The following is a 20,728-nucleotide window of genomic DNA, read 5'->3' on the forward strand; positions in this document are numbered from 1 at the left end:
CCCCGGACATCCGGCGGCTTAGCGTCATGGCATGAGAACGGGAGGAGTCCCCCGGCCGGGGCCGACTGCGTACAAGGGGTGGCTCGGACCGGCGCTGCTGACGAGCGCGGTGGCCACCGGCTGCGGCACCTTGGGTCAGAGCGACGCCACGAGCACGGGACGGGCCGCCTCCCCCTCGGCGTCGCCACGGGCCACGCCTGACGAGGAGTTGTGCGCGCGGGTCGCCGCCTGCTGGTCGCGCAAAGTGCTGGACACCCACACCCACGGGCACCACCCGTCGTCGGGGCTCCCCAACGGTCAGTGCGAGATGCTCCGGACGGCCGCGGACGCCGCGCCGGCCGAAGGGAGGCTTCAAAACCCGGAAGCCGCCGACAAGCTGATCGTCCGTCAGGCCCGCGAGGGTTGTGCCGCCTGGTGTCGCACCGGCGGCCCGAGCAAGGGCCCGTGGGGTTGAGCGGCGTAGGCCCCCTCGAGCCGGGCGAGGGCACGCACGCGGGGGACGTGGATACGGACGGCGTGCCCGGTGTCCGCCGCGGGCCTCTGGCCCGGCTGCCCGACCGGCACCGCCGTGCGGTCCTCACGGCCGCGACAGCCGCCGCCCTCCTCGCGGGCGGCGGCTATGTCTACGCGACCAGACCCCACAAGCCACCGGCGCCGGCCCCGCCGTACCCCTCCCAGGTGGTCGACATCACCTACCTGCACACCGAGGCCACACCCCGGGGCGCACCCGCCGGGAGCTTCAGTTTCGAGGTCGCACTGCGCGTACAGTCCGGCCCGCCGGTCACCGTGACTCGGATGGCCCAGCCCTACGCCGGCCTGTCACTGACCTCCGAGCCCGCCGTCCCTTTCCGGACGGCGGCAGGATCCATTCGCAAGATCACCATCACCATGCATGTGACGGATTGCGCGAAAGCGCCGGAGAACGCCGGACTCCCTTTCCTGGACGTAACTCTGCGTAATACGCACGCAATAGAGGCTCACAGTTACATACCCGGGCCACGGTATGCGCACGACCTCTCGCAAGCCCTGCAAGTCGCCTGCAGCAACCGTTCCGGGTAATGACCAAAACGACTGAGACACCTGAACGCACCCCGGCACGTCCTGCGAGTTCTCACTATGCGGACTGGGCGAATCAGTCCGAATTCCGCTCTTCCGCCCACCCAGTACCGCTCTCCATTACCCGGTGTCATAACAAGAGCGTCACAGCCTCGTTCAACCTCTCCTTTACCTCCCCCACACCCGCTTAGAGTCACGGCCAGTCACCGCGCGGTCTGAATGTCAGTTCGGCCCAGCGCTCGACTCGGCCGCTTCCAGGGGGGAGGGCCGTGCCAGGGAAAGGACTGATCGTGCGTCAACGTTCGCTCATCGCCATCACCGCCGCGCTGGCGGCGGGAGCACTCACCCTCACCGCCTGCGGCTCGCGCGACAGCGGCGACAAGGGCTCGTCCGGCAACGGCGGTACCACCGTCACCATCGGAGTCGACGCCCCGCTGACCGGCGACCTGTCCGCCATGGGCCTGGGTATCAAGAACTCGGCCGACCTCGCTGTCAAGAACGCCAACAAGCAGAACTACGTCAAGGGCATCACCTTCAAGATCGAAGCCCTCGACGACCAGAAGCAGCCGTCCCAGGGCCAGCAGAACGCCACCAAGCTCGTCGCCGACAGCAACGTCCTCGGCGTCGTCGGCCCGCTGAACTCCTCCGTCGCCGAGTCGATGCAGAAGGTCTTCGACGACGCCAAGCTCGTCGAGGTCTCCCCGGCCAACACCGGCCCGGCCCTCACCCAGGGCGCGGACTGGCAGACCAAGAAGGTGCGCCCCTACAAGTCGTACTTCCGCACCGCGACCACGGACGCCATCCAGGGCCCGTTCGCCGCCCAGTACGTCTACAACGACGCCAAGAAGAAGAAGGTCTTCGTCATCGACGACAAGAAGACCTACGGCGCGGGCCTCGCCGGCACCTTCACCGAGGAGTTCAAGAAGCTCGGCGGCACGGTCGTCGGCACCGAGCACATCAACCCTGACACCACGGACTTCTCCGCGGTCGCCACCAAGGTGAAGAACTCGGGTGCGGACGTCGTCTACTACGGCGGCGAGTACCCGCAGGCAGGCCCGCTCAGCAAGCAGATCAAGGCCGCCGGTGCCAAGATCCCGCTCGTCGGCGGCGACGGCATCAACGACGCCACCTACGGCAAGCTGGCCGGCCCCGAGGCCACCGGCGACCTCGCCACCTCGGTCGGCGCCCCCGTCGAGTCCCTCCCCTCCGCCAAGCAGTTCGTCGCCGACTACAAGGCCGCCGGCTACAAGGACGAGTACTCCGCCTACGGCGGCTACTCCTACGACTCCGCCTGGGCGATCATCGAGGCCGTGAAGAAGGTCGTCGAGGACAACGGCGGCAAGCTGCCCTCCGACGCCCGCGCCAAGGTCACCGCCGCCATGCAGAACGTCTCCTTCGACGGTGTGACCGGCAAGGTCTCCTTCGACGAGTTCGGTGACGCCACCAACAAGCAGCTCACCGTGTACGCCGTCAAGAACGGTGCCTTCACGGCCGTCAAGTCCGGTACCTTCACCGGCTGACCACGCCCGCACCATCCTCACGAGCCGCGCGGGGCGCTGTTCCACTGGCGCCCCGCGCGGACTCGCATCCGGACACATCCGTCGAACTTTTCCGAACGTCTCGGAGGACATGCGGTGAACGAACTGCCGCAGCAGCTGGTCAACGGCCTGCTACTAGGATCCATGTACGGGCTGGTCGCCATCGGCTACACGATGGTCTATGGCATCGTCCAGCTCATCAACTTCGCCCACGGCGAGATCTTCATGACCGGCGCGTTCGGCGCCCTCACGGTCTACGCGTACGTCCTGCCCGACGGCACCTCCATGTGGGTCGCCCTGCCACTGATGCTCGTCGGCGCGGTCCTGGTCGCCGTCCTCGTGGCCGTGGGAGCGGAGCGGTTCGCCTACCGGCCTCTGCGCAACGCCCCCCGCCTGGCCCCTCTCATCACGGCCATCGGCCTCTCCCTCGCCCTCCAGCAGGCCGTCTGGGCCTGGTACCCGGAGGCCAAATCCGCCCGCACCTTCCCGCAGATCAACGGGGGCCCCTTCCACCTCGGCAGTGTCACCATCCAGACCGGTGACGTCTTCCTCATCATCGCGGCCCCCATCAGCATGGCCGTCCTCGCCTACTTCGTCATGAGGACCCGCACCGGACGCGGCATGCAGGCCACCGCCCAGGACCCCGACACCGCCAAGCTCATGGGTGTCGACACCGACCGCATCATCGTGGTCGCCTTCGCCCTCGGCGCCGCCTTCGCCGCCATCGGCGGCGTCGCCTACGGCCTCAAGTACGGCCAGATCGACTTCCGCATGGGCTTCATCCTCGGCCTCAAGGCCTTCACCGCGGCCGTCCTCGGTGGCATCGGCAACATCTACGGAGCCATGATCGGCGGCGTCGTCCTCGGTGTCGCCGAGACCCTGGCCACCGCCTACATCGCCGACCTCCCCGGCATGGAAAAGTTCGGCAGCCAGTCCTGGGCAGACGTCTGGGCGTTCGTACTCCTCATTCTCGTGCTGCTGTTCAGGCCACAGGGCCTGCTCGGCGAGCGCGTCGCGGACAGGGCGTGACACCGATGACCACACAGACCACCGCACCCGACACCCCGAGCACCCCCGCCACCGGCGCCCCCTCCGGACTCGTCCGCATCCCGCCGCGCATCGGCCGCGCCGTCGCCACCGTCGGCGGCGCCCTCACCATCCTCTCCACCTTCCTCTCCTGGACCTGGACCGCCGACTTCCCCGGCGACCTCACCGTCTACGGCTACCCGGGCGGCCTGCAGGTCCTCGTCCTCATCGGCGGCGTCCTCACCACCCTGTTCGCCCTCGCCTCCTACGGCATCAAAGGCCTGGGCTGGCTCGTCCCCGCCGGCGCCGACGCAGCCCTGAAGTTCGCCGCCCTCACCACCTTCGCCACCGCCTGGTACACGGTCCTGGCGATCAGCGTCGAACTCGGCGGACTCGTCAACCTGGAGCCCGGCGGCTACCTCGTGGCCGTCACCAGCCTGGCCGCCCTGATCGGCGCCCTGGCCCTGCCCTTCCAGCGGCCCGAGCCCGACCCCATCGACCCCGACGACACGTCCTGGGAACACTTCAAGCACCGGGCCGCCCACCAATGGGCAACGGTCAAGGCCGCCTTCACCTCCGGCACCCCGCGCCCCCTCGGCAAGCTGCCCTCCTACGCCGAGATCCTGATCATCGTCGGGATCCTGGCCCTGGGACTGACCGTCTTCACCTACGGCATCGGCACCGAGTACGACGAACTCTTCATCGGCTTCCTGCTCACCGCCGGCCTCGGCTTCGCCGCCCTCAACAAGGCCGGCCTGATCAGCCAGGCCTCCCAGCTCACCGCCCGCCACCAGAACATCACCACCTGCGGGGCGTTCGTCGCGGCGGCGCTGTTCCCCTTCACCCAGACCAACGACCAGTACGCGACCCTCGGCGTCTACATCCTCATCTTCGCCACCGTCGCCCTCGGCCTGAACATCGTCGTCGGCCTCGCCGGCCTCCTCGACCTCGGTTACGTCGCCTTCCTCGGCGTCGGCGCCTACGCCGCGGCCCTGGTATCCGGCTCCCCCAACTCCCCCTTCCACGTCCACTTCCCCTTCTGGGCCGCCGTCCTCATCGGCGCCGCCGCCTCCCTCGTGTTCGGCGTCCTCATCGGCGCCCCCACCCTGCGCCTGCGCGGCGACTACCTCGCCATCGTCACCCTCGGCTTCGGTGAGATCTTCCGCATCACGGCCAACAACCTCGACGGCACCTCCGGACCCGACCTCACCAACGGCTCCAACGGCATCGCCTCCATCCCGAACCTCGACATCCTCGGCTTCGACTTCGGCGCCCAGCACGACATCGCCGGGTTCAGCATCGGCCGCTTCGCCAACTACTTCTTCCTGATGCTGATCATCACCGCCGTCGTCGTGCTCGTCTTCCGGCGCAGCGGCAACTCCCGCATCGGCCGGGCCTGGGTCGCCATCCGCGAGGACGAGACCGCCGCTCTCGCCATGGGCATCAACGGCTTCCGGGTCAAACTGATCGCCTTCGCCGTCGGCGCCTCCCTCGCCGGCCTCGCCGGCACCGTCCAGGCCCACGTCACCTACACCGTCACACCCGAGCAGTACCTCTTCGCCGGCCCCATCCCACCCAACTCCGCCTTCCTGCTCGCCGCGGTCGTCCTCGGCGGCATGGGCACCATCAGCGGCCCCCTCATCGGCGCCGCTCTGCTCTTCCTCATCCCCAACAAGCTCCAGTTCCTCGGCGACTACCAGCTCTTCGCCTTCGGTCTCGCACTCATCCTGCTGATGCGCTTCCGTCCGGAGGGCCTCATCCCCAACCGGCGCCGCCAACTGGAATTCCACGAAGAGGCGGAAGCGCCCACAGTCCTCAGCACGACAGGGGCCTGACCACCATGACCACCGACACCACCACCACGGACACCACCCCGGGCGCCACCGCCCCCGGCGAGGTCGTACTCGACGCACGCGGCGTCACCATGCGCTTCGGCGGACTCACCGCCGTACGAGGCGTCGACCTGACCGTGAACAGCGGCGAGATCGTCGGCCTCATCGGCCCCAACGGCGCCGGCAAAACCACCTTCTTCAACTGCCTGACCGGCCTGTACGTCCCCACGGAAGGCGAAGTCCGCTACAAGGGCAACGTCCTGCCGCCCAAGTCCTTCAAGGTCACCGCCGCAGGCATCGCCCGCACGTTCCAGAACATCCGCCTGTTCGCCAACATGACGGTCCTGGAAAACGTGCTCGTCGGAGGCCACACCCGCACCAAGGAAGGCTTCTGGTCCGCCGTCCTGCGCGGCCCCGGCTTCCACAAGGCCGAAGCAGCCTCCCGCGAACGCGCCATGGAACTCCTCGAGTTCATCGGCCTCGCGGACAAGGCCGAACACCTCGCCCGCAACCTCCCCTACGGCGAACAGCGCAAGCTCGAAATCGCACGAGCGCTGGCCAGCGAGCCCGGCCTGCTCCTGCTGGACGAACCGACCGCCGGCATGAACCCGCAGGAAACCCGCGCCACCGAGGAACTGGTCTTCGCCATCCGCGACAAAGGCATCGCCATCCTCGTCATCGAGCACGACATGCGGTTCATCTTCAACCTCTGCGACCGCGTCGCCGTCCTCGTCCAGGGCGAAAAACTCATCGAAGGCGACAGCGCCACCGTCCAGGGAGACGAACGCGTCATCGCCGCCTACCTCGGCGAGCCCTTCGAAAACGCCCCCGGCGAGGAAGAGATCGCCGAAGTCGAAGCCGCCGAAGCAGCGGCCGAGACCACGACGGACGCCGCGCCCGGCAAGGAGAACGACCGATGACCGCACTGCTCGAAGTCGAAGACCTCCGAGTCGCCTACGGCAAGATCGAAGCCGTCAAGGGCATCTCCTTCAAGGTCGACGCCGGCCAGGTCGTCACCCTCATCGGCACCAACGGCGCCGGCAAGACCACCACCCTGCGCACCCTGTCGGGCCTGCTGAAGCCCGTCGGCGGACAGATCAAATTCAACGGCAAATCGCTGAAGAAGATCCCCGCCCACCAGGTGGTCTCCCTCGGCCTCGCCCACTCACCCGAGGGCCGGCACATCTTCCCCCGCATGACCATCGAGGACAACCTCCGCCTCGGAGCGTTCCTGCGCAACGACAAGCCAGGCATCGAAAAGGACATCCAGCGCGCCTACGACCTCTTCCCGATCCTCGGAGAACGCAGGAAGCAGGCCGCAGGCACCCTCTCCGGCGGCGAACAGCAGATGCTCGCCATGGGCCGCGCACTGATGTCCCAGCCGAAGCTGCTCATGCTCGACGAACCCTCCATGGGCCTCTCACCGATCATGATGCAGAAGATCATGGCGACGATCGCCGAGCTGAAGTCCCAGGGCACGACCATCCTGCTCGTCGAGCAGAACGCCCAGGCGGCACTCTCCCTGGCCGACCACGGGCACGTCATGGAGGTCGGCAACATCGTCCTCTCGGGGACGGGCCAGGACCTGCTGCACGACGAGTCGGTGCGCAAGGCATACCTCGGCGAGGACTGAGCGCGCGCTCTCTCGGCCACACGCCGAACGACGAGGCCCGCACCCCGTGGCAACGGGATGCGGGCCTCTCCGCTGTAGCGACGGGGATGTCAGCCCTTGGCGGCCTTCTTCTCCTCCGCGTCCTGAATGACAGCCTCCGCGACCTGCTGCATGGACATACGACGATCCATCGACGTCTTCTGAATCCACCGGAACGCAGCCGGCTCCGTCAGCCCGTACTCCGTCTGGAGGATCGACTTCGCCCGATCCACCAGCTTCCGGGTCTCCAGGCGCTGCGAGAGGTCCGCGACCTCCTTCTCCAGCTCCTTCAACTCCGTGAACCGCGAGACAGCCATCTCGATGGCCGGAACGACATCACTCTTGCTGAACGGCTTCACCAGATACGCCATCGCACCCGCGTCCCGCGCCCGCTCCACGAGGTCACGCTGCGAGAACGCCGTCAGCATCAGCACCGGGGCGATACGCTCCTCGGCGATCTTCTCCGCCGCCGAGATGCCGTCGAGCTTCGGCATCTTCACGTCGAGAATCACAAGGTCGGGCTTGTGCTCCCGGGCCAGCTCGACGGCCTGCTCACCATCGCCGGCCTCGCCGACGACGGTGTAGCCCTCCTCCTCGAGCATCTCTTTGAGATCGAGCCGGATGAGCGCCTCGTCCTCGGCGATGACGACACGGGTCGTCAGCGGAGGCACGTGCGACTTGTCGTCGTCGGCAACGGGCTGGGGCGACTCGGGGGAGGTCACTCGGGCTCCTCGTTACGGGCTGGGCAGGTAGTGCTGCTAATGCAGCCTACCTAGCGGCGCCAAACGATGATGACCCGGTACACTCTCGCATGTGCCGCGCCGGGTTGGTGGAACGGTATACACGGAGGTCTCAAACACCTCTGCCTGTGAGGGCTTGCGGGTTCGAATCCCGCACCCGGCACTCCGAGTAAGCGGAGGATCACGTTCGCGTGGTTCTCCGCTTTTTGGCGCACTGAGTCACGGTCGGTAACGCAGAGTGGCCGCATGGAGCAGCACAGCCCTTCGATTCGCGCACATGCTGTCGCATTGATGCGCCAAGGCGTTCCCAACCGCGTCGTCGCAGAGCAGCTCAACATCCCTCGGGGAACCATCAGCTGGTGGCGCTATGAAGACCGCAAGGCACGCGGTGAGATGTACAGGCAGCCGACGGACTGCCCTCGCTGCACAGGCCGCGAGTTTGACCTAGCGGCTTACTCGTACCTGCTCGGCCTCTACCTCGGCGATGGTCACATCATCTCCAAGTACAAGCAGCATCATTTGTCGATCTTCTGCAACGCCACACAGACCGGCCTGATCGCGGCCGCGGAAGACGCCATGCGCAGGGTGATGCCCACGCCCAGCGTCGGGCAACACGTCAAGACCGGCTGCATCGAGGTGAAGTCCTACACCAGGCATTGGACGTGCATGTTCCCTCAGCACGGGCCCGGCAAGAAGCATGAACGTCCTATCGTCCTCGAACCCTGGCAGCAAGCCATCCTCGACGCCCACCCCTGGGAGTTCATCCGCGGCCTCATCCACTCCGATGGCTGCCGTGTCACGAACTGGACCATCCGGCTCATCGGCGGTGAACGCAAGCGCTATGAGTACCCGCGGTACTTCTTCACCAACGTCTCCGACGACATCCGTCAGCTGTACACCGACACCCTCGACAAGCTCGGCGTCGAGTGGACGCACTGCACCCGCAATGGCAACCCGTACAACATCTCCGTCGCCAAGAAAGCGTCCGTCGCCCTCCTCGACGCCCACGTAGGCCCCAAGTACTGACCGACTACTTAGGGCTGTCGTCCTCGCCGATGTGGTGTACCCGGACCATGTTCGTCGAGCCCGACACCCCGGGCGGCGAGCCCGCCGTGATCACCACCACGTCGCCCTTCTGGCAGCGGCCGTACTTCAGCAGCAGTTCGTCGACCTGATCGACCATCGCGTCCGTGGAGTCGACATGCGGTCCCAGGAACGTCTCCACGCCCCACGTGAGGTTGAGCTGCGAGCGCGTGGCCGGCTCGGGGGTGAAGGCGAGGAGCGGGATCGGGGAGCGGTAGCGGGAGAGGCGGCGGGCGGTGTCGCCTGACTGGGTGAAGGCGACGAGGAATTTCGCGCCGAGGAAGTCGCCGATCTCCGCTGCCGCGCGGGCGACGGCGCCGCCCTGGGTGCGGGGCTTGTTGCTGTCGGTCAGGGGCGGCAGGCCCTTGGCGAGGAGGTCCTCCTCGGCGGCCTCGACGATGCGGGCCATGGTCCTGACCGTTTCGATGGGGTGGTTGCCGACGCTGGTCTCGCCGGAGAGCATGACGGCGTCCGTGCCGTCGATGACGGCGTTCGCGACGTCGCTCGCCTCCGCCCTGGTCGGGCGCGAATTCTCGATCATCGAGTCGAGCATCTGGGTGGCGACGATGACGGGTTTGGCGTTCCGCTTGGCGAGTTTGATGGCGCGCTTTTGGACGATCGGGACCTGTTCGAGTGGCATTTCGACGCCGAGGTCGCCGCGGGCGACCATGATGCCGTCGAAGGCGGCGACGATGTCGTCGATGTTCTCGACCGCCTGGGGTTTTTCGACCTTGGCGATGACGGGGAGTCGGCGGCTTTCTTCGTCCATGATGCGGTGGACGTCCTTGATGTCCCGGCCGCTGCGCACGAATGAGAGTGCGATGATGTCGAAGCCGGTGCGCAGGGCCCAGCGGAGGTCGTCTTCGTCCTTTTTGGAGAGTGCGGGGACGGAGACGGCGACTCCGGGCAGGTTCAGTCCCTTGTGGTCGGAGACCATGCCGCCTTCGACGACGGTGGTGTGGACGCGGGGGCCGTCGACGGCGGTGACCTGGAGGCAGACTTTGCCGTCGTCGACGAGGATGCGTTCGCCGGGGGTGACGTCGGTGGCGAGGCCGGCGTAGGTGGTTCCGCAGGTCTGGCGGTCTCCTTCGGCGCCTTCTTCGACGGTGATGGTGAAGGTGTCTCCGCGTTCAAGGAGTACGGGGCCTTCGGTGAAGCGGCCGAGTCGGATCTTCGGGCCCTGAAGGTCGGCGAGGATTCCGACGCTGCGGCCGGTTTCGTCGGCGGCCTTTCGTACGCGTTGGTAGCGCTCCTCGGGTTCGGCGTAGGTGCCGTGGCTGAGGTTGAAGCGGGCGACGTCCATTCCGGCTTCGACCAGTGCCTTGATCTGGTCGTACGAGTCGGTGGCGGGGCCCAGAGTGCAGACGATCTTGGCTCGGCGCATGGTGTGAGCCTATGACTTACCGGCCGGTAGAGAATTGGTCGTGCGTGACTACTCAACAACCTTTGAGTGAAGCCTTGTTGTCAAGTGTTGAATTGTGCGGTGTCGCGCTCCGATGAGCATCCGGGGGAAATTGCCGTGGCATATTCACTGACGCCGGGGTCCGGGTCGAGGGGGGCGGGATCGCCGGGGAGGCCGGTTCGCAGGCCATGGAGGTCACCAGATCGAAACCTGCGGGGACTGTTGTCGTTGGTCATGTTCGGGTCAGAATCTACGCGCGTCATTGACCTTTTCCAGAGGAGTTCGAGAGATGCCGTTGAACCGCCGGAAGTTCCTGAGGAGATCCGCTGCGACCGGGGCGGGGGTGGCGCTGGCGGGTGCCGCGGCGGCTCCGGCGGCCGAGGCCGCACCGGCGGAGAGGGGTCGGAAGCGGTATGCGCTGACCGTGATGGGGACGACGGACCTGCACGGTCACGTCTTCAACTGGGACTACTTCAAGGACGCGGAGTACGCGGACAAGGCGGGCAACGCGCAGGGCCTGGCCCGGATCTCGACGCTGGTGAATCAGGTGCGCGAGGAGAAGGGCCGCTGCAACACGCTGCTGCTGGACGCGGGTGACACGATCCAGGGCACGCCACTGACGTACTACTACGCGAAGGTGGATCCGATCACCGCCGAGGGCGGTCCGGTGCATCCGATGGCGCGGGCGATGAACGCGATCGGGTACGACGCGGTGGCTCTGGGGAACCACGAGTTCAACTACGGTATCGAGACGTTGCGGAAGTTCGAGGCGCAGTGCGACTTCCCGCTGCTGGGTGCGAACGCGCTGGATGCGAAGACTCAGCGGCCGGCGTTCCCGCCGTACTTCATGAAGACGTTCCGTGTGCCGGGCGCTCCGCCGGTGAAGGTCGCCGTGCTCGGTCTGACGAATCCGGGTATCGCGATCTGGGACAAGGCGTATGTGCAGGGCAGGCTGACGTTTCCGGGTCTGGAGGAGCAGGCGGCGAAGTGGGTGCCGAGGCTGCGGTCGATGGGTGCTGATGTGGTCGTGGTGTCGGCGCACTCGGGTGCGTCGGGCACGTCGTCGTACGGTGACCAGGTGCCGTACGTGGAGAACGCGGCCGCGAATGTGGCGCGGCAGGTGCCGGGTATCGACGCGATTCTGGTGGGGCACGCGCATGTGGAGATCCCGGAGCTGAGGGTCACCAATGAGCGGACGGGGAAGACGGTCGTCCTGTCCGAGCCGCTGTGCTACGCGGAGCGCCTCACGCTGTTCGACATCGACTTGGTGTTCGACAAGGGTCGGTGGGAGGTCGAGTCGGTGTCGGCGTCGCTGCGGAATTCCAACAGGGTCGCCGACGATCCGGAAATCACCAAGCTGTTGTCGGACGCGCATGCCACCGTGGTGACGTATGTCAATCAGGTGGTCGGCAAGGCGACGCAGACGCTGACGACGGTGGAGGCGCGGTACAAGGACGCGCCGATCATCGATCTGATCACCAGGGTGCAGGAGGACGTCGTCAGGGCGGCGCTGGCGGGCACGGAGTTCGCGTCTCTGCCGGTGATCGCGCAGGCGTCGCCGTTCTCGCGGACGTCCGAGATCCCGGCGGGGGATGTGACCATCCGGGATCTGTCGAGTCTGTACGTGTACGACAACACTCTGGTGGCGAAGCTGATGACGGGTGCGCAGCTGCGGGCGTACCTGGAGTACTCGGCGGAGTACTTCGTGCAGACGGCGGCGGACGCGCCGGTCGATGTGGAGAAGTTGACGAACGCGGGCGGTCGGCCGGACTACAACTACGACTACGTCTCGGGTCTGGCGTATGACATCGACATCGCGCAGCCGGCCGGTTCGCGGATCAGGAACCTTTCCTTCGACGGTACCCCGTTGGACGACGGGCAGCAGTTCGTGCTGGCGGTGAACAACTACCGCGCGAACGGTGGCGGTGCCTTCCCGTATGTGGCGTCGGCCAGGGAGCTGTGGTCGGAGTCGACGGAGATCCGGACCCGGATCGCGGAGTGGGTGACGGCGAAGGGGGTTCTGGATCCGAAGGACTTCGCGTCGGTGGACTGGCGGCTGACGCGGGACGGCACACCCGTCTTTTAAGGCCTCTGAGGGTTGAGCAGGTCAGGTGGGCGGCGCCGGCGCGGGCATTCGTGTCGGCGCCGCCCGGTTTCCCGGTCTTCTACCGTCCGTCGACGAGTGGGGTGAGGATCTGGGGCCGTCGGCTGGGCGGGATGCGGTCGGGTTGCTGGAGTCCGAAGGTGGTGAAGGCGGTTCGGCGGGGCAAGGGGTAGGGCTCTTTGCCGGTGAGGGAGTTGAGGATGGTGGCGCTGCGCCAGGCGGCGAGGCCGAGGTCGGGGCTGCCGACGCCGTGGGTGTGGAGTTCGGCGTTCTGGACGTAGACGTGTCCGGTGACGGTGGGGTCGAGGATCATGCGGAAGTGGTCGTCGATGCGGGGGCGGCCGCTCGAGTCGCGGTGCAGGTAGGGGGCGAGTCCGGCGAGGAGGCGGCCGAGGGGGCGTTCGCGGTAGCCGGTGGCGAGGACGACGGCGTCGGTGGTGAGGCGGGAGCGGGTGTCCTGCTGGACGTGTTCGAGGTGGAGTTCGATTCGGGTGGTGCCGACGCGGCCGGCGGTGCGGACGCGGACCGCGGGGGTGAGGACGGTGTCGGGCCAGCCGCCGTGCAGGGTGCGTCGGTAGAGCTCGTCGTGGATGGCGGCGATGGTGCCGGCGTCGATGCCCTTGTGGAGTTGCCATTGGGCGGAGACGAGGCGGTCGCGTACGGGTTCGGAGAGGGCGTGGAAGTAGCGGGTGTAGTCGGGGGTGAAGTGTTCGAGGCCGAGCTTGGAGTACTCCATGGGGGCGAAGGCTTCGGTGCGGCCGATCCAGTGGATCCTCTCGCGGCCGGCTGGGCGGTGGCGCAGCAGGTCGAGGAAGACTTCGGCGCCTGACTGGCCGGAGCCGATGACGGTGATGTGGTCGGCGGCGAGGACCGTGTCGCGGTGCTGGAGGTAGTCGGCGGCGTGGATGACGGGTAGGCCGGGGGCTCTGACGAGGGGTTCGAGGGGTTCGGGCACGTGGGGTTCGGTGCCGACGCCGAGGACGATGTTGCGGGCGTGGGTGCGGCCGAGGGCTTGGGCTTGGCCGGCTGTGTCGAGTTGGGTGTAGTCGACTTCGAAGACGTCGGTGTCGGGGTTCCAGCGGACTGCGTCGATCTGGTGTCCGAAGTGGAGTCCGGGGAGGTTGCCGGCGACCCAGCGGCAGTAGGCGTCGTATTCGGCGCGCTGGATGTGGAAGCGTTCGGCGAAGTAGAAGGGGAAGAGGCGGTCGCGGGTCTTGAGGTAGTTGAGGAAGGACCAGCGGCTGGCGGGGTCGGCGAGGGTCACCAGATCTGCGAGGAAGGGGACTTGCAGGGTGGCGCCGTCGATGAGGAGGCCGGGGTGCCAGTCGAAGCCGGCGCGTTGTTCGTAGAAGGCGGTGTCGAGTTCGGCCAGTGGGTGGGCGAGGGCGGCGAGGGAGAGGTTGAACGGGCCGATGCCGATGCCGACGAGGTCACGGGGTGCGTCGGGTTCGTGGTGGGTCGGGGTGGTCATCGGGGCGTGCTTCCTTCCACCAGGTTCAGGAGTGCGGCCAGGTCGCCGGGCCGGGTGTGGGGGTTGAGGAGGGTGGCTTTGAGCCACAGGCGGCCGTCGAGGCGGGCGCGGCCGAGGACGGCGCGGCCGTCGTTCAGGAGGGTGCGGCGGACGGCGGCGACGGTGTCGTCGGACGCTCCGGTGGGCCGGAACAGGACGGTGCTGATGGTGGGCGGGGCGTGCAGTTCGAAGGCGGGGTGGGCGGCCAGGAGGTCGGCGAACTCTTGTGCGAGGGTGCAGACCTCGTCGACGAGGGTGCCGAGTCCGGTGCGGCCGAGTGTCTTGAGGGTGACGGCGATCTTCAGGATGTCGGGGCGCCGGGTGGTGCGCAGGGAGCGTCCGAGGAGGTCGGGCAGGCCGGCGTCGGTGTCGTCGTCGGCGTTGAGGTAGTCGGCGCGGTGGTGCAGGGCATGCAGGTCGTGAGGGTCGCGGACGGCGAGGAGGCCTGCGGCGACCGGCTGCCAGCCGAGTTTGTGCAGGTCGAGGGTGACGGTGTGGGCGCGCTCCAGGCCGGTGAGGAGGGCGCGGTGACGGTCGCTGAAGAGGAGCCCGCCTCCGTAGGCGGCGTCGATGTGGAGGCGGGCGCCGTGGGCGGCGCACAGGTCGGCGAGGGCGGGCAGGGGGTCGATGAGGCCGGCGTCGGTGGTGCCTGCGGTGGCGGCCACCAGAACGGGTCCGCGGGGGCCGACCAGGTCGGTGAGGGCGGCGTGGAGGGCGGCGGGGTCGAGGGTGCCGCGCGGGGTGGGCAGGACGACGGGCTGCGGCAGTGCGAGGAGCCAGGCGGCGCGGGTGAGGGAGTGGTGGGCGTTGGCCCCGCAGACGAGGCGGACGGTGCCGTGGGCTTCGCGGGCGAGGAGGAGGGCCAGCTGGTTGGCTTCGGTGCCGCCGGTGGTGACGAGGGCGGTCGCGGTTTTCGCCTGCGGGGCGCCTGTGTCGGCGTAGACCTCTTGGGCGAGTGCGTGGGTGACGAGCGTTTCGAGTTCGGAGGCCGCCGGGGCCTGGTCCCAGGAGTCGAGGGAGGGGTTGAGGGACGAGGCGGCGAGGTCGGCGGCGGTGGCGACGGCCAGGGGCGGGCAGTGCAGGTGGGCGGCGCACAGCGGATCGGCGGGGTCGGCGGCGCCTTCGGCGAGGGCGCGCACCAGGGCTCGTACGGCGTCCGGGTCTCCCTTTTCCGGCAGGACGTCGCCGACGGCGTCGCGTACTCGGGCGGCGACCGCGGTGGGGCCGCCGGCGGGCAGGGGGCCGCCGCGCGCTCGTGCGCCCTCGTGCAGGGCGTCGAGGACGGTGGCGAGCAACGGCCGCAGGGCGCTCGGTCCGTCGGGTCCTGAGGCGAGGGGCGGCAAGCTCATGGGATGTCCTCCCGGGGGCGCGCGGCAAGGGTAGTCAAGCCTGGCGGCAAGGGGGTTCGACACGCCCGCAGAGGACAACGATCAGACCTGAATGCAGGTACTGCCCCGGTGAGGAGAGGAACGAGGAAGGGTGGCGGGGGCGGCGCGCGCGCGCGCGGTCGGCGCCCGGTGGTGAGCCGGGCGCCGGTCGGTGGGGAGGCCGACTCCTTACGCCTCGCGGATGCGCAACGCCCGGGCCAGGTCGTCGAGTTCGTCGACGAGCCTGCGGCGCAGGGCCGGGGTGGGGTCCGCTTCGCGCAGGCACTGTTCACCGCGGCGGAGGGTGTCCTCGCTCACGGCGTGGCGGGGAACGCCCAGCGGCCGGCGGCGTTGGCGATGGCGGGGCCGCGGCGGGCGGCAACGGCGGGCGCGTCGGTCCAGTAGCGGTCGACGTACTCCTCGACGAGGTCGGCCTGCTCGGGCTGCCAGAAGCCCTGGGCTGTGGCGGTGAACAGGTAATTGGACAGATCGGCCTGGTCGTCGGTGGTGAACATCGCCTCCCAGGCGCGCCGCTTGGCCTCCTCGTCGGGCAGAGCGGCGCGGCAGCGGGCGGCGCCTTCCTGGCCGGTCGCGCTGGGGTCGCGGGCGAGTTCGTCGGCGATCGCGTCCTCGTCGACGGCGCCGAGGACGGCGAGGCGGCCGAGGATGCGCCAGCGCAGTTCGGGGTCGAGTTCGGGTCCGCCGGGCACGGTTCCGTCGGCGAGCCAGGCGGCGATGGTGTCGGGGTGGGCTGCGGCGTCGATGAAGTGGCGCACCGCGATCAGGCGCAGCCCCGGGTTGTCGCCGTCCTCGGTGCGGCGGATGAGGTCGCGGCACAGTGCGGTGAGGGTGGCGAGGGCTGCGGGGCGGGCGATGGGGGTGCCTCCCTGCTCGAGCGGAGCCGAGAGCTCGGGGGAGGGCAGGTAGCGGTCGGCGATGTGGCCGGAGGCGAACGCGAGGACGCCGTCGACGAGGGCCAGGTCGGTCTCGTGCGGGAGGTGGGTGCGGGCGGTGTCCAGGTAGGTGGTGGCGGGCAGCCGGGCGTCGCGGACGGCGTCGCGCAGGGCGTTCCACACTACGGCGCGGCTGAGCGGCTGGGGCAGCCCGGCCAGAGCGTTCTGGACGGTTTCGAAGGACTCGGCATCGAAGCGGACCTTGGCGTAGGTGAGGTCGCCGTCGTTCAGCAGGAGCAGGTCGGGGCGCTTGCCCAGGGGCTGGGGCGCGGCCTGCGGGATGTCGAGGTCGAGGCGTTCGCGCAGGGCGAGGGCGCCGTCGTCGGCGATGTGGTGGTCGTAGAGGCCGACGCTGATGCGGTGCGGGCGGCTGCCGTCGTGGTCGACGGTGAGCGCGTAGGTGCCGTCGGCGGCCTGGGTGAGGTGGGGGGTGAGGGTGTCGACGCCGGTGGTGCGCAGCCAGGCGTCGGCCCAGGCGTGCACGTCGCGGTCGGTGGCGCTCGCGAGGGAGTCGATGAAGTCGGCGAGGGCGGCGTTCCCGAAGCGGTGGCGGGCGAAGTGGGCGTTGATGCCGGCGAGGAAGTCCTTCTCGCCGAGCCATGCCACCAGTTGCCGCAGCGCGGAGGCGCCCTTGGCGTAGGAGATGCCGTCGAAGTTGAGGAGCGCGGAGGCGGTGTCGTCGACCGCTTCGGGGGCGACGGGGTGGGTGGAGGGCCGCTGGTCGGCCTCGTAGCCCCAGGCCTTGCGGGCGACGCCGAAGTCGGTCCAGGTGTCGGTGAAGCGGGTGGCTTCGGTGAGGGTCTGGTAACCCATGTACTCGGCGAAGGACTCGTTCAGCCAGATGTCGTCCCACCAGCGCAGGGTGACGAGGTCGCCGAACCACATGTGGGCCATCTCGTGGGCGATGACCATGGCGCGGGTCTGGCGCTGGGTGTCGGTGACGGCGGAGCGGTAGACGAACTCGTCGCGGAAGGTGACGAGGCCGGGGTTCTCCATGGCTCCGGCGTTGAACTCGGGGACGAACGCCTGGTCGTAGGAGTCGAAGGGGTAGGGCTCCTCGAACTTCTCGTGGTAGCGGTCGAAGCACTGGCGGGTGATCTCGAACAGTTCGTCCGCGTCGGCGTCGAGGTGGGGGGCGAGGGAGCGGCGGCAGTGGATGCCGAAGGGCAGCCCGCGGTGTTCGGTGGTGACGGAGTGCCAGGGTCCGGCGGCGACGGCGACCAGGTAGGTGGAGATGAGGGGGGTGGTGGCGGAGCGCCACAGGCCGTCGCCGTCATGGGTGGTGATGCCGTTGGCGAGGACGCTCCAGCCCTCGGGTGCCTTGACGGTGAGGTCGAAGACGGCCTTCAGGTCGGGCTGGTCGAAGGCGGCGTAGACGCGCTGGACGTCGTCCAGGAACAGCTGGGTGTAGACGTATGTCTCGCCGTCGGTGGGGTCGGTGAAGCGGTGCATGCCCTCGCCGGTGCGGGAGTAGCGCATGACGGCCTCGATGCGCAGTTCGTGCTCGCCGGCGGTGAGGTCCTTCAGCGGCAGCCGGTTCTCGACGAGGGTGGTGGGGTCGAGGGGCTGTCCGTCCAGGGTCGCGGAGCGCAGCTCGGCGGGCTTGAGTTCGACGAAGGTGTCCCCGGCCGTGCGGGCGGTGAAGCCGATGACGGTACGGGAGTCGAAGGTCTCGTCGCCGCCGGTCAGGTCGAGGGAGATCGCGTAGCGGTGGACGTCGAGGAGCCGGGCACGGGTCTGCGCTTCGTCGCGCGTGAGTACGGACATGGGGGACATGCTGCCCGATGCCGCCGAGCGGGCACAGGGGCGGTCCGGTACACGCCCTATGTCCGTCCGTCGTCGCGTGCGCTGGTGGGTGCGCGGGGCGGCTCGGTGGCGTGGTCGTCGCGCTGGCCCGGGAGGCGGGGCTCCGGGTGCGGCAGGGCGCGTGCCGGGGGCGCGGTGCCTTCCTTGAGCCGGGCGCGCAGGGCGCGGACCTCCTGCTCCAGCGTCCGGGAGCGCTGGTGGGCGTTGTAGAGGTAGCGGACCTTGGTGCGCAGGGCCCAGGGGTCGACGGGTTTGGTCACGAGGTCGGCGACACCGAGCGCGAAGGCGGCGGAGGTGAGTTCGGCGTCGATGCCGAAGCCGGTGAGCAGGATGACGGGGATGTGCTGGGTCTGCTCCACCCGCCGCATGTAGCGCACGACGTCGAGACCGCTGACCTTGGGCATGCGCACGTCGAGGAGCAGAAGGCCGACCTGGCCGCGCAGCACTTCCTTGAGTGCGGCGTCGCCGTTGGTCGCGCGGGTCACGCGGTAGCCCAGTGGGGCGAGGGCGCTTTCCAGCGCGTAGAGCGTGTCCACATGGTCGTCGACGATGAGAATCCTGGCATCAGACGGCATGGCCCGAGGTCCCCTCGCTTGGGCAACCAGCTTATGCCGGAACCGTCTTACCGCGCGCACCTTTGACCGGACAAAGAGCCTTTCGGCCGATTCGGAAGACGTACGTGTGTCCGGTGGGCGTTCGATCGATCGAGCGTATGTGCGCAGGGTCGGTGCGCGGTGGCGCCCGCCTGGCCGACCCCTGCCGGGCGTCCCCGCGGCCGTGCCGCCCGGGTCCGCGGCCGCTCGGGTCCGCGACCGCTCGGCAGTCGGCGGCCCTCCCGGCCGGCCGGACCCCCGCGCGGCTCCGGCGCGGCACGTGCGGCGAGGTGCGGAAGGCGCGGCGCGGGAGGCGCGTTGCGAAAGGCGCGGCGCGGAAGGCGCGGCGCGGAAGGCGCGGCGCGGAAGGCGCGGCGCGGAAGGCGCGGCGCGGAAGGCGCGGCGCGGAAGGCGCGGCGCGGAAGGCGCGGCGCGGAAGGCGCGGCGCGGAAGGCGCGGCGCGGAAGGCGCGGCGCGGAAGGCGCGGCGCGGAAGGCGCGGCGCGGAAGGCGCGGCGCGGAAGGCGCGGCGCGGAAGGCGCGGCGCGGAAGGCGCGCCACAGGGAGGCGGGCCGGCCGCGGATGTCACTCCGTGGGGGTGTCCGTCGCCGATGTGGCGTCCTCGGCGATGCTCTCGTGGTGGCGGATGACCTCCGCGATGATGAAGTTGAGCAGCTTCTCTGCGAACGCGGGATCAAGCTTCGCGCTCTCGGCGAGCCGGCGCAGCCGGGCGATCTGAGCGGCCTCCCGGGCCGGATCGGCGGGCGGCAGCTGGTGCGCTGCCTTGAGGTGGCCGACCTGCTGGGTGCACTTGAAGCGCTCGGCGAGCATGTGGACGACGGCGGCGTCGATGTTGTCGATGCTGTCGCGCAGCCGGGCCAGTTCGGCGCGCACGGCCGGGTCGACGTCTCCGGTGGTGCTGTGGCGGGTGGTCATGGGCGACCACCCTACGGCGCGGGCCGTTCCTCGATCATCGGCGTCCGAAGTGCGGATCCCTCCCCTCCGCGCGCCCAGCGCACGACCGCCCGCCGAGGGCGCACCACCCCGGTGGCGCGGCGCCGCGCGTACGCTCCGCCCCCCGACCACGAGCCCGCCTACAGTGGAAGCACAGCCGGCGTCTTCAGGGGGTGCGGACGTGGCGAACGGCGGACCGGTCGAGCACGGCTATCCACATCTGGACACGGTGCGGGCGGCCATCACGGCCCTGTACAAGCGGCTGTCGTACGACACCGTCCGCACCTTCGCGACCAGCGTGCTCCCTGCCGACGTCGCCTTCTGCGACCAGGACGACCTGCACCTGGGGGCGCAGCGGGTGGCGCGCGAGCTGGTGCGGCACTACCGGCTGCCGGACGCCCGGATGATCGTCAGCTTCCGTGAGATGACGCACGCGGCGAACGTCGAACTCGCCGCGGGTCCCGAGTACTTCGTGGAGCTCAACGACCGGTTCCGCACCCATCGCCGGGACATCGGCGCGGCCCTCGCGCACGAGGTGATGCACGTCTATCTGCACCGTCTCGGCCTCTCCTTCCCCGGCACGCGCGACAACGAGATCCTCACCGACACGGCGGCGACGTACCTGGGCGCGGGCTGGCTGCTGCTGGACGCCTTCCGCGAGGACGGGATGTCGTCGCAGAAGCTCGGCTACCTCACCCCGGAAGAGTTCGGCTACGTGCTCGCCAAGCGGGCGCTGGTGTTCGGGGAGGACCCCGCGGTCTGGTTCACCAGCCCGCAGGCCTACACGGCGTACACGAAGGGCATGGCGCAGGCCCGCCGAGACGGGCAGCAGCCGCCGCTGACCGCGGCCGGCTGGGCGGGTCGCCGCCGCTACGCCAGGGACCGCCGCTCGGCCCAGGACCACCTGACCGTCGGCCCGCAGCCGGGTGTCCCGTACTCCTTCACCCCGGCCGACCGCGACCCGCTGCGCGTCTGCTTCCCGTGCCCGACCTGCCACCAGCGGATCCGGGTGCCGGTACGGGGGCGGGTGCGGGCGCGCTGCGGACTGTGCCGCACCGTACTGGAGTGCGACACGTGAGGTGCGGCCGAAACCCGGTGCGACCTGTGAGGCGGC

The 20,728-nt window shown here is 69.2% G+C and carries 16 protein-coding genes, 1 tRNA gene and 1 pseudogene; 11 read left to right on the top strand and 7 right to left on the bottom strand.

Annotation, left to right across the window (positions count from 1 at the left end):
* Positions 1 to 31: 31 nt before the first annotated feature.
* The 7 genes from N8I84_RS11150 (at position 32) to N8I84_RS11180 (ending at position 7,085) form a co-directional block, all read left to right on the top strand.
* Entirely contained in the window at positions 32 to 454 is a 423-nt protein-coding gene (locus N8I84_RS11150; protein ID WP_263229372.1) for a hypothetical protein, read from the top strand.
* Entirely contained in the window at positions 451 to 1,059 is a 609-nt protein-coding gene (locus N8I84_RS11155; protein ID WP_263229373.1) for a Tat pathway signal sequence domain protein, read from the top strand. Before N8I84_RS11150 ends, N8I84_RS11155 begins: the two co-directional genes overlap by 4 nt.
* Positions 1,060 to 1,346: 287 nt before the next feature.
* The gene (locus N8I84_RS11160; protein ID WP_263229374.1) at positions 1,347 to 2,576 is read left to right on the top strand and encodes a branched-chain amino acid ABC transporter substrate-binding protein; all 1,230 of its coding nucleotides are present in this window, start codon (positions 1,347 to 1,349) and stop codon (positions 2,574 to 2,576) included.
* Between the two features lie 114 nt (positions 2,577 to 2,690).
* The gene (locus N8I84_RS11165) at positions 2,691 to 3,623 is read left to right on the top strand and encodes a branched-chain amino acid ABC transporter permease (RefSeq protein ID WP_263229375.1); all 933 of its coding nucleotides are present in this window, start codon (positions 2,691 to 2,693) and stop codon (positions 3,621 to 3,623) included.
* A 5-nt stretch (positions 3,624 to 3,628) separates the two neighbouring features.
* Entirely contained in the window at positions 3,629 to 5,455 is a 1,827-nt protein-coding gene (locus N8I84_RS11170) for a branched-chain amino acid ABC transporter permease (RefSeq protein WP_263229376.1), read from the top strand.
* 5 nt (positions 5,456 to 5,460) lie between these two features.
* Positions 5,461 to 6,372 carry an ABC transporter ATP-binding protein gene (locus N8I84_RS11175; protein WP_263229377.1) on the top strand — a complete coding sequence of 304 codons (912 nt, stop codon included), beginning with the start codon at positions 5,461 to 5,463 and terminating at the stop codon, positions 6,370 to 6,372.
* Positions 6,369 to 7,085, top strand: coding sequence for an ABC transporter ATP-binding protein (locus N8I84_RS11180; RefSeq protein ID WP_263229378.1), 717 nt, complete (start codon positions 6,369 to 6,371; stop codon positions 7,083 to 7,085). The genes N8I84_RS11175 and N8I84_RS11180 overlap by 4 nt, the downstream gene beginning before the upstream one ends.
* A gap of 89 nt (positions 7,086 to 7,174) precedes the next feature.
* Here the strand turns inward: N8I84_RS11180 and N8I84_RS11185 are convergent, their stop codons facing one another.
* Entirely contained in the window at positions 7,175 to 7,825 is a 651-nt protein-coding gene (locus N8I84_RS11185) for an ANTAR domain-containing response regulator (RefSeq protein WP_263229379.1), read from the bottom strand.
* A 98-nt stretch (positions 7,826 to 7,923) separates the two neighbouring features.
* Here N8I84_RS11185 and N8I84_RS11190 point away from each other — a divergent pair.
* Positions 7,924 to 8,006, top strand: a tRNA-Leu gene (locus tag N8I84_RS11190).
* 83 nt (positions 8,007 to 8,089) lie between these two features.
* On the top strand, positions 8,090 to 8,869 hold the full coding sequence (locus tag N8I84_RS11195) for a helix-turn-helix domain-containing protein (RefSeq protein ID WP_263229380.1): 780 nt from the start codon (positions 8,090 to 8,092) through the stop codon (positions 8,867 to 8,869).
* A 4-nt stretch (positions 8,870 to 8,873) separates the two neighbouring features.
* On the opposite strand, the gene pyk is transcribed toward N8I84_RS11195, so the two are convergent.
* Complete coding sequence (pyk, locus tag N8I84_RS11200) at positions 8,874 to 10,310, bottom strand: pyruvate kinase (protein WP_263229381.1); 1,437 nt, start codon at positions 10,308 to 10,310, stop codon at positions 8,874 to 8,876.
* A 307-nt stretch (positions 10,311 to 10,617) separates the two neighbouring features.
* On the opposite strand from pyk, the gene N8I84_RS11205 reads away from it, so the two are divergent.
* Positions 10,618 to 12,414, top strand: a complete 1,797-nt coding sequence (locus N8I84_RS11205; protein WP_263229382.1) for a bifunctional metallophosphatase/5'-nucleotidase — start codon at positions 10,618 to 10,620, stop codon at positions 12,412 to 12,414.
* 79 nt (positions 12,415 to 12,493) lie between these two features.
* Here the strand turns inward: N8I84_RS11205 and N8I84_RS11210 are convergent, their stop codons facing one another.
* From N8I84_RS11210 to N8I84_RS11230, 5 genes and pseudogenes are all read right to left on the bottom strand, one after another.
* Positions 12,494 to 13,903 carry a lysine N(6)-hydroxylase/L-ornithine N(5)-oxygenase family protein gene (locus tag N8I84_RS11210; protein ID WP_263229383.1) on the bottom strand — a complete coding sequence of 470 codons (1,410 nt, stop codon included), beginning with the start codon at positions 13,901 to 13,903 and terminating at the stop codon, positions 12,494 to 12,496.
* Positions 13,900 to 15,291: a pyridoxal phosphate-dependent decarboxylase family protein gene (locus N8I84_RS11215; RefSeq protein ID WP_263229384.1), complete on the bottom strand. Its 1,392-nt coding sequence runs from the start codon at positions 15,289 to 15,291 to the stop codon at positions 13,900 to 13,902. The genes N8I84_RS11210 and N8I84_RS11215 overlap by 4 nt, the downstream gene beginning before the upstream one ends.
* A gap of 207 nt (positions 15,292 to 15,498) precedes the next feature.
* Positions 15,499 to 18,029 (bottom strand): annotated as a pseudogene (gene pepN, locus N8I84_RS11220) (aminopeptidase N).
* Positions 18,030 to 18,085: 56 nt separating this feature from the next.
* Positions 18,086 to 18,643, bottom strand: a complete 558-nt coding sequence (locus tag N8I84_RS11225; protein ID WP_200416861.1) for a response regulator — start codon at positions 18,641 to 18,643, stop codon at positions 18,086 to 18,088.
* 602 nt (positions 18,644 to 19,245) lie between these two features.
* A complete protein-coding gene (locus N8I84_RS11230) occupies positions 19,246 to 19,596 on the bottom strand; it encodes a chorismate mutase (protein WP_263229385.1) in 351 nt (116 codons plus the stop codon).
* Between the two features lie 199 nt (positions 19,597 to 19,795).
* On the opposite strand from N8I84_RS11230, the gene N8I84_RS11235 reads away from it, so the two are divergent.
* Positions 19,796 to 20,692 (top strand): hypothetical protein, encoded by an 897-nt coding sequence (locus N8I84_RS11235; protein WP_263229386.1) that lies wholly within the window; start codon positions 19,796 to 19,798, stop codon positions 20,690 to 20,692.
* Positions 20,693 to 20,728 lie beyond the last annotated feature (36 nt).

Source organism: Streptomyces cynarae (genome assembly GCF_025642135.1).
In the GTDB taxonomy this organism is placed as follows: Bacteria; Actinomycetota; Actinomycetes; order Streptomycetales; family Streptomycetaceae; genus Streptomyces; species Streptomyces cynarae.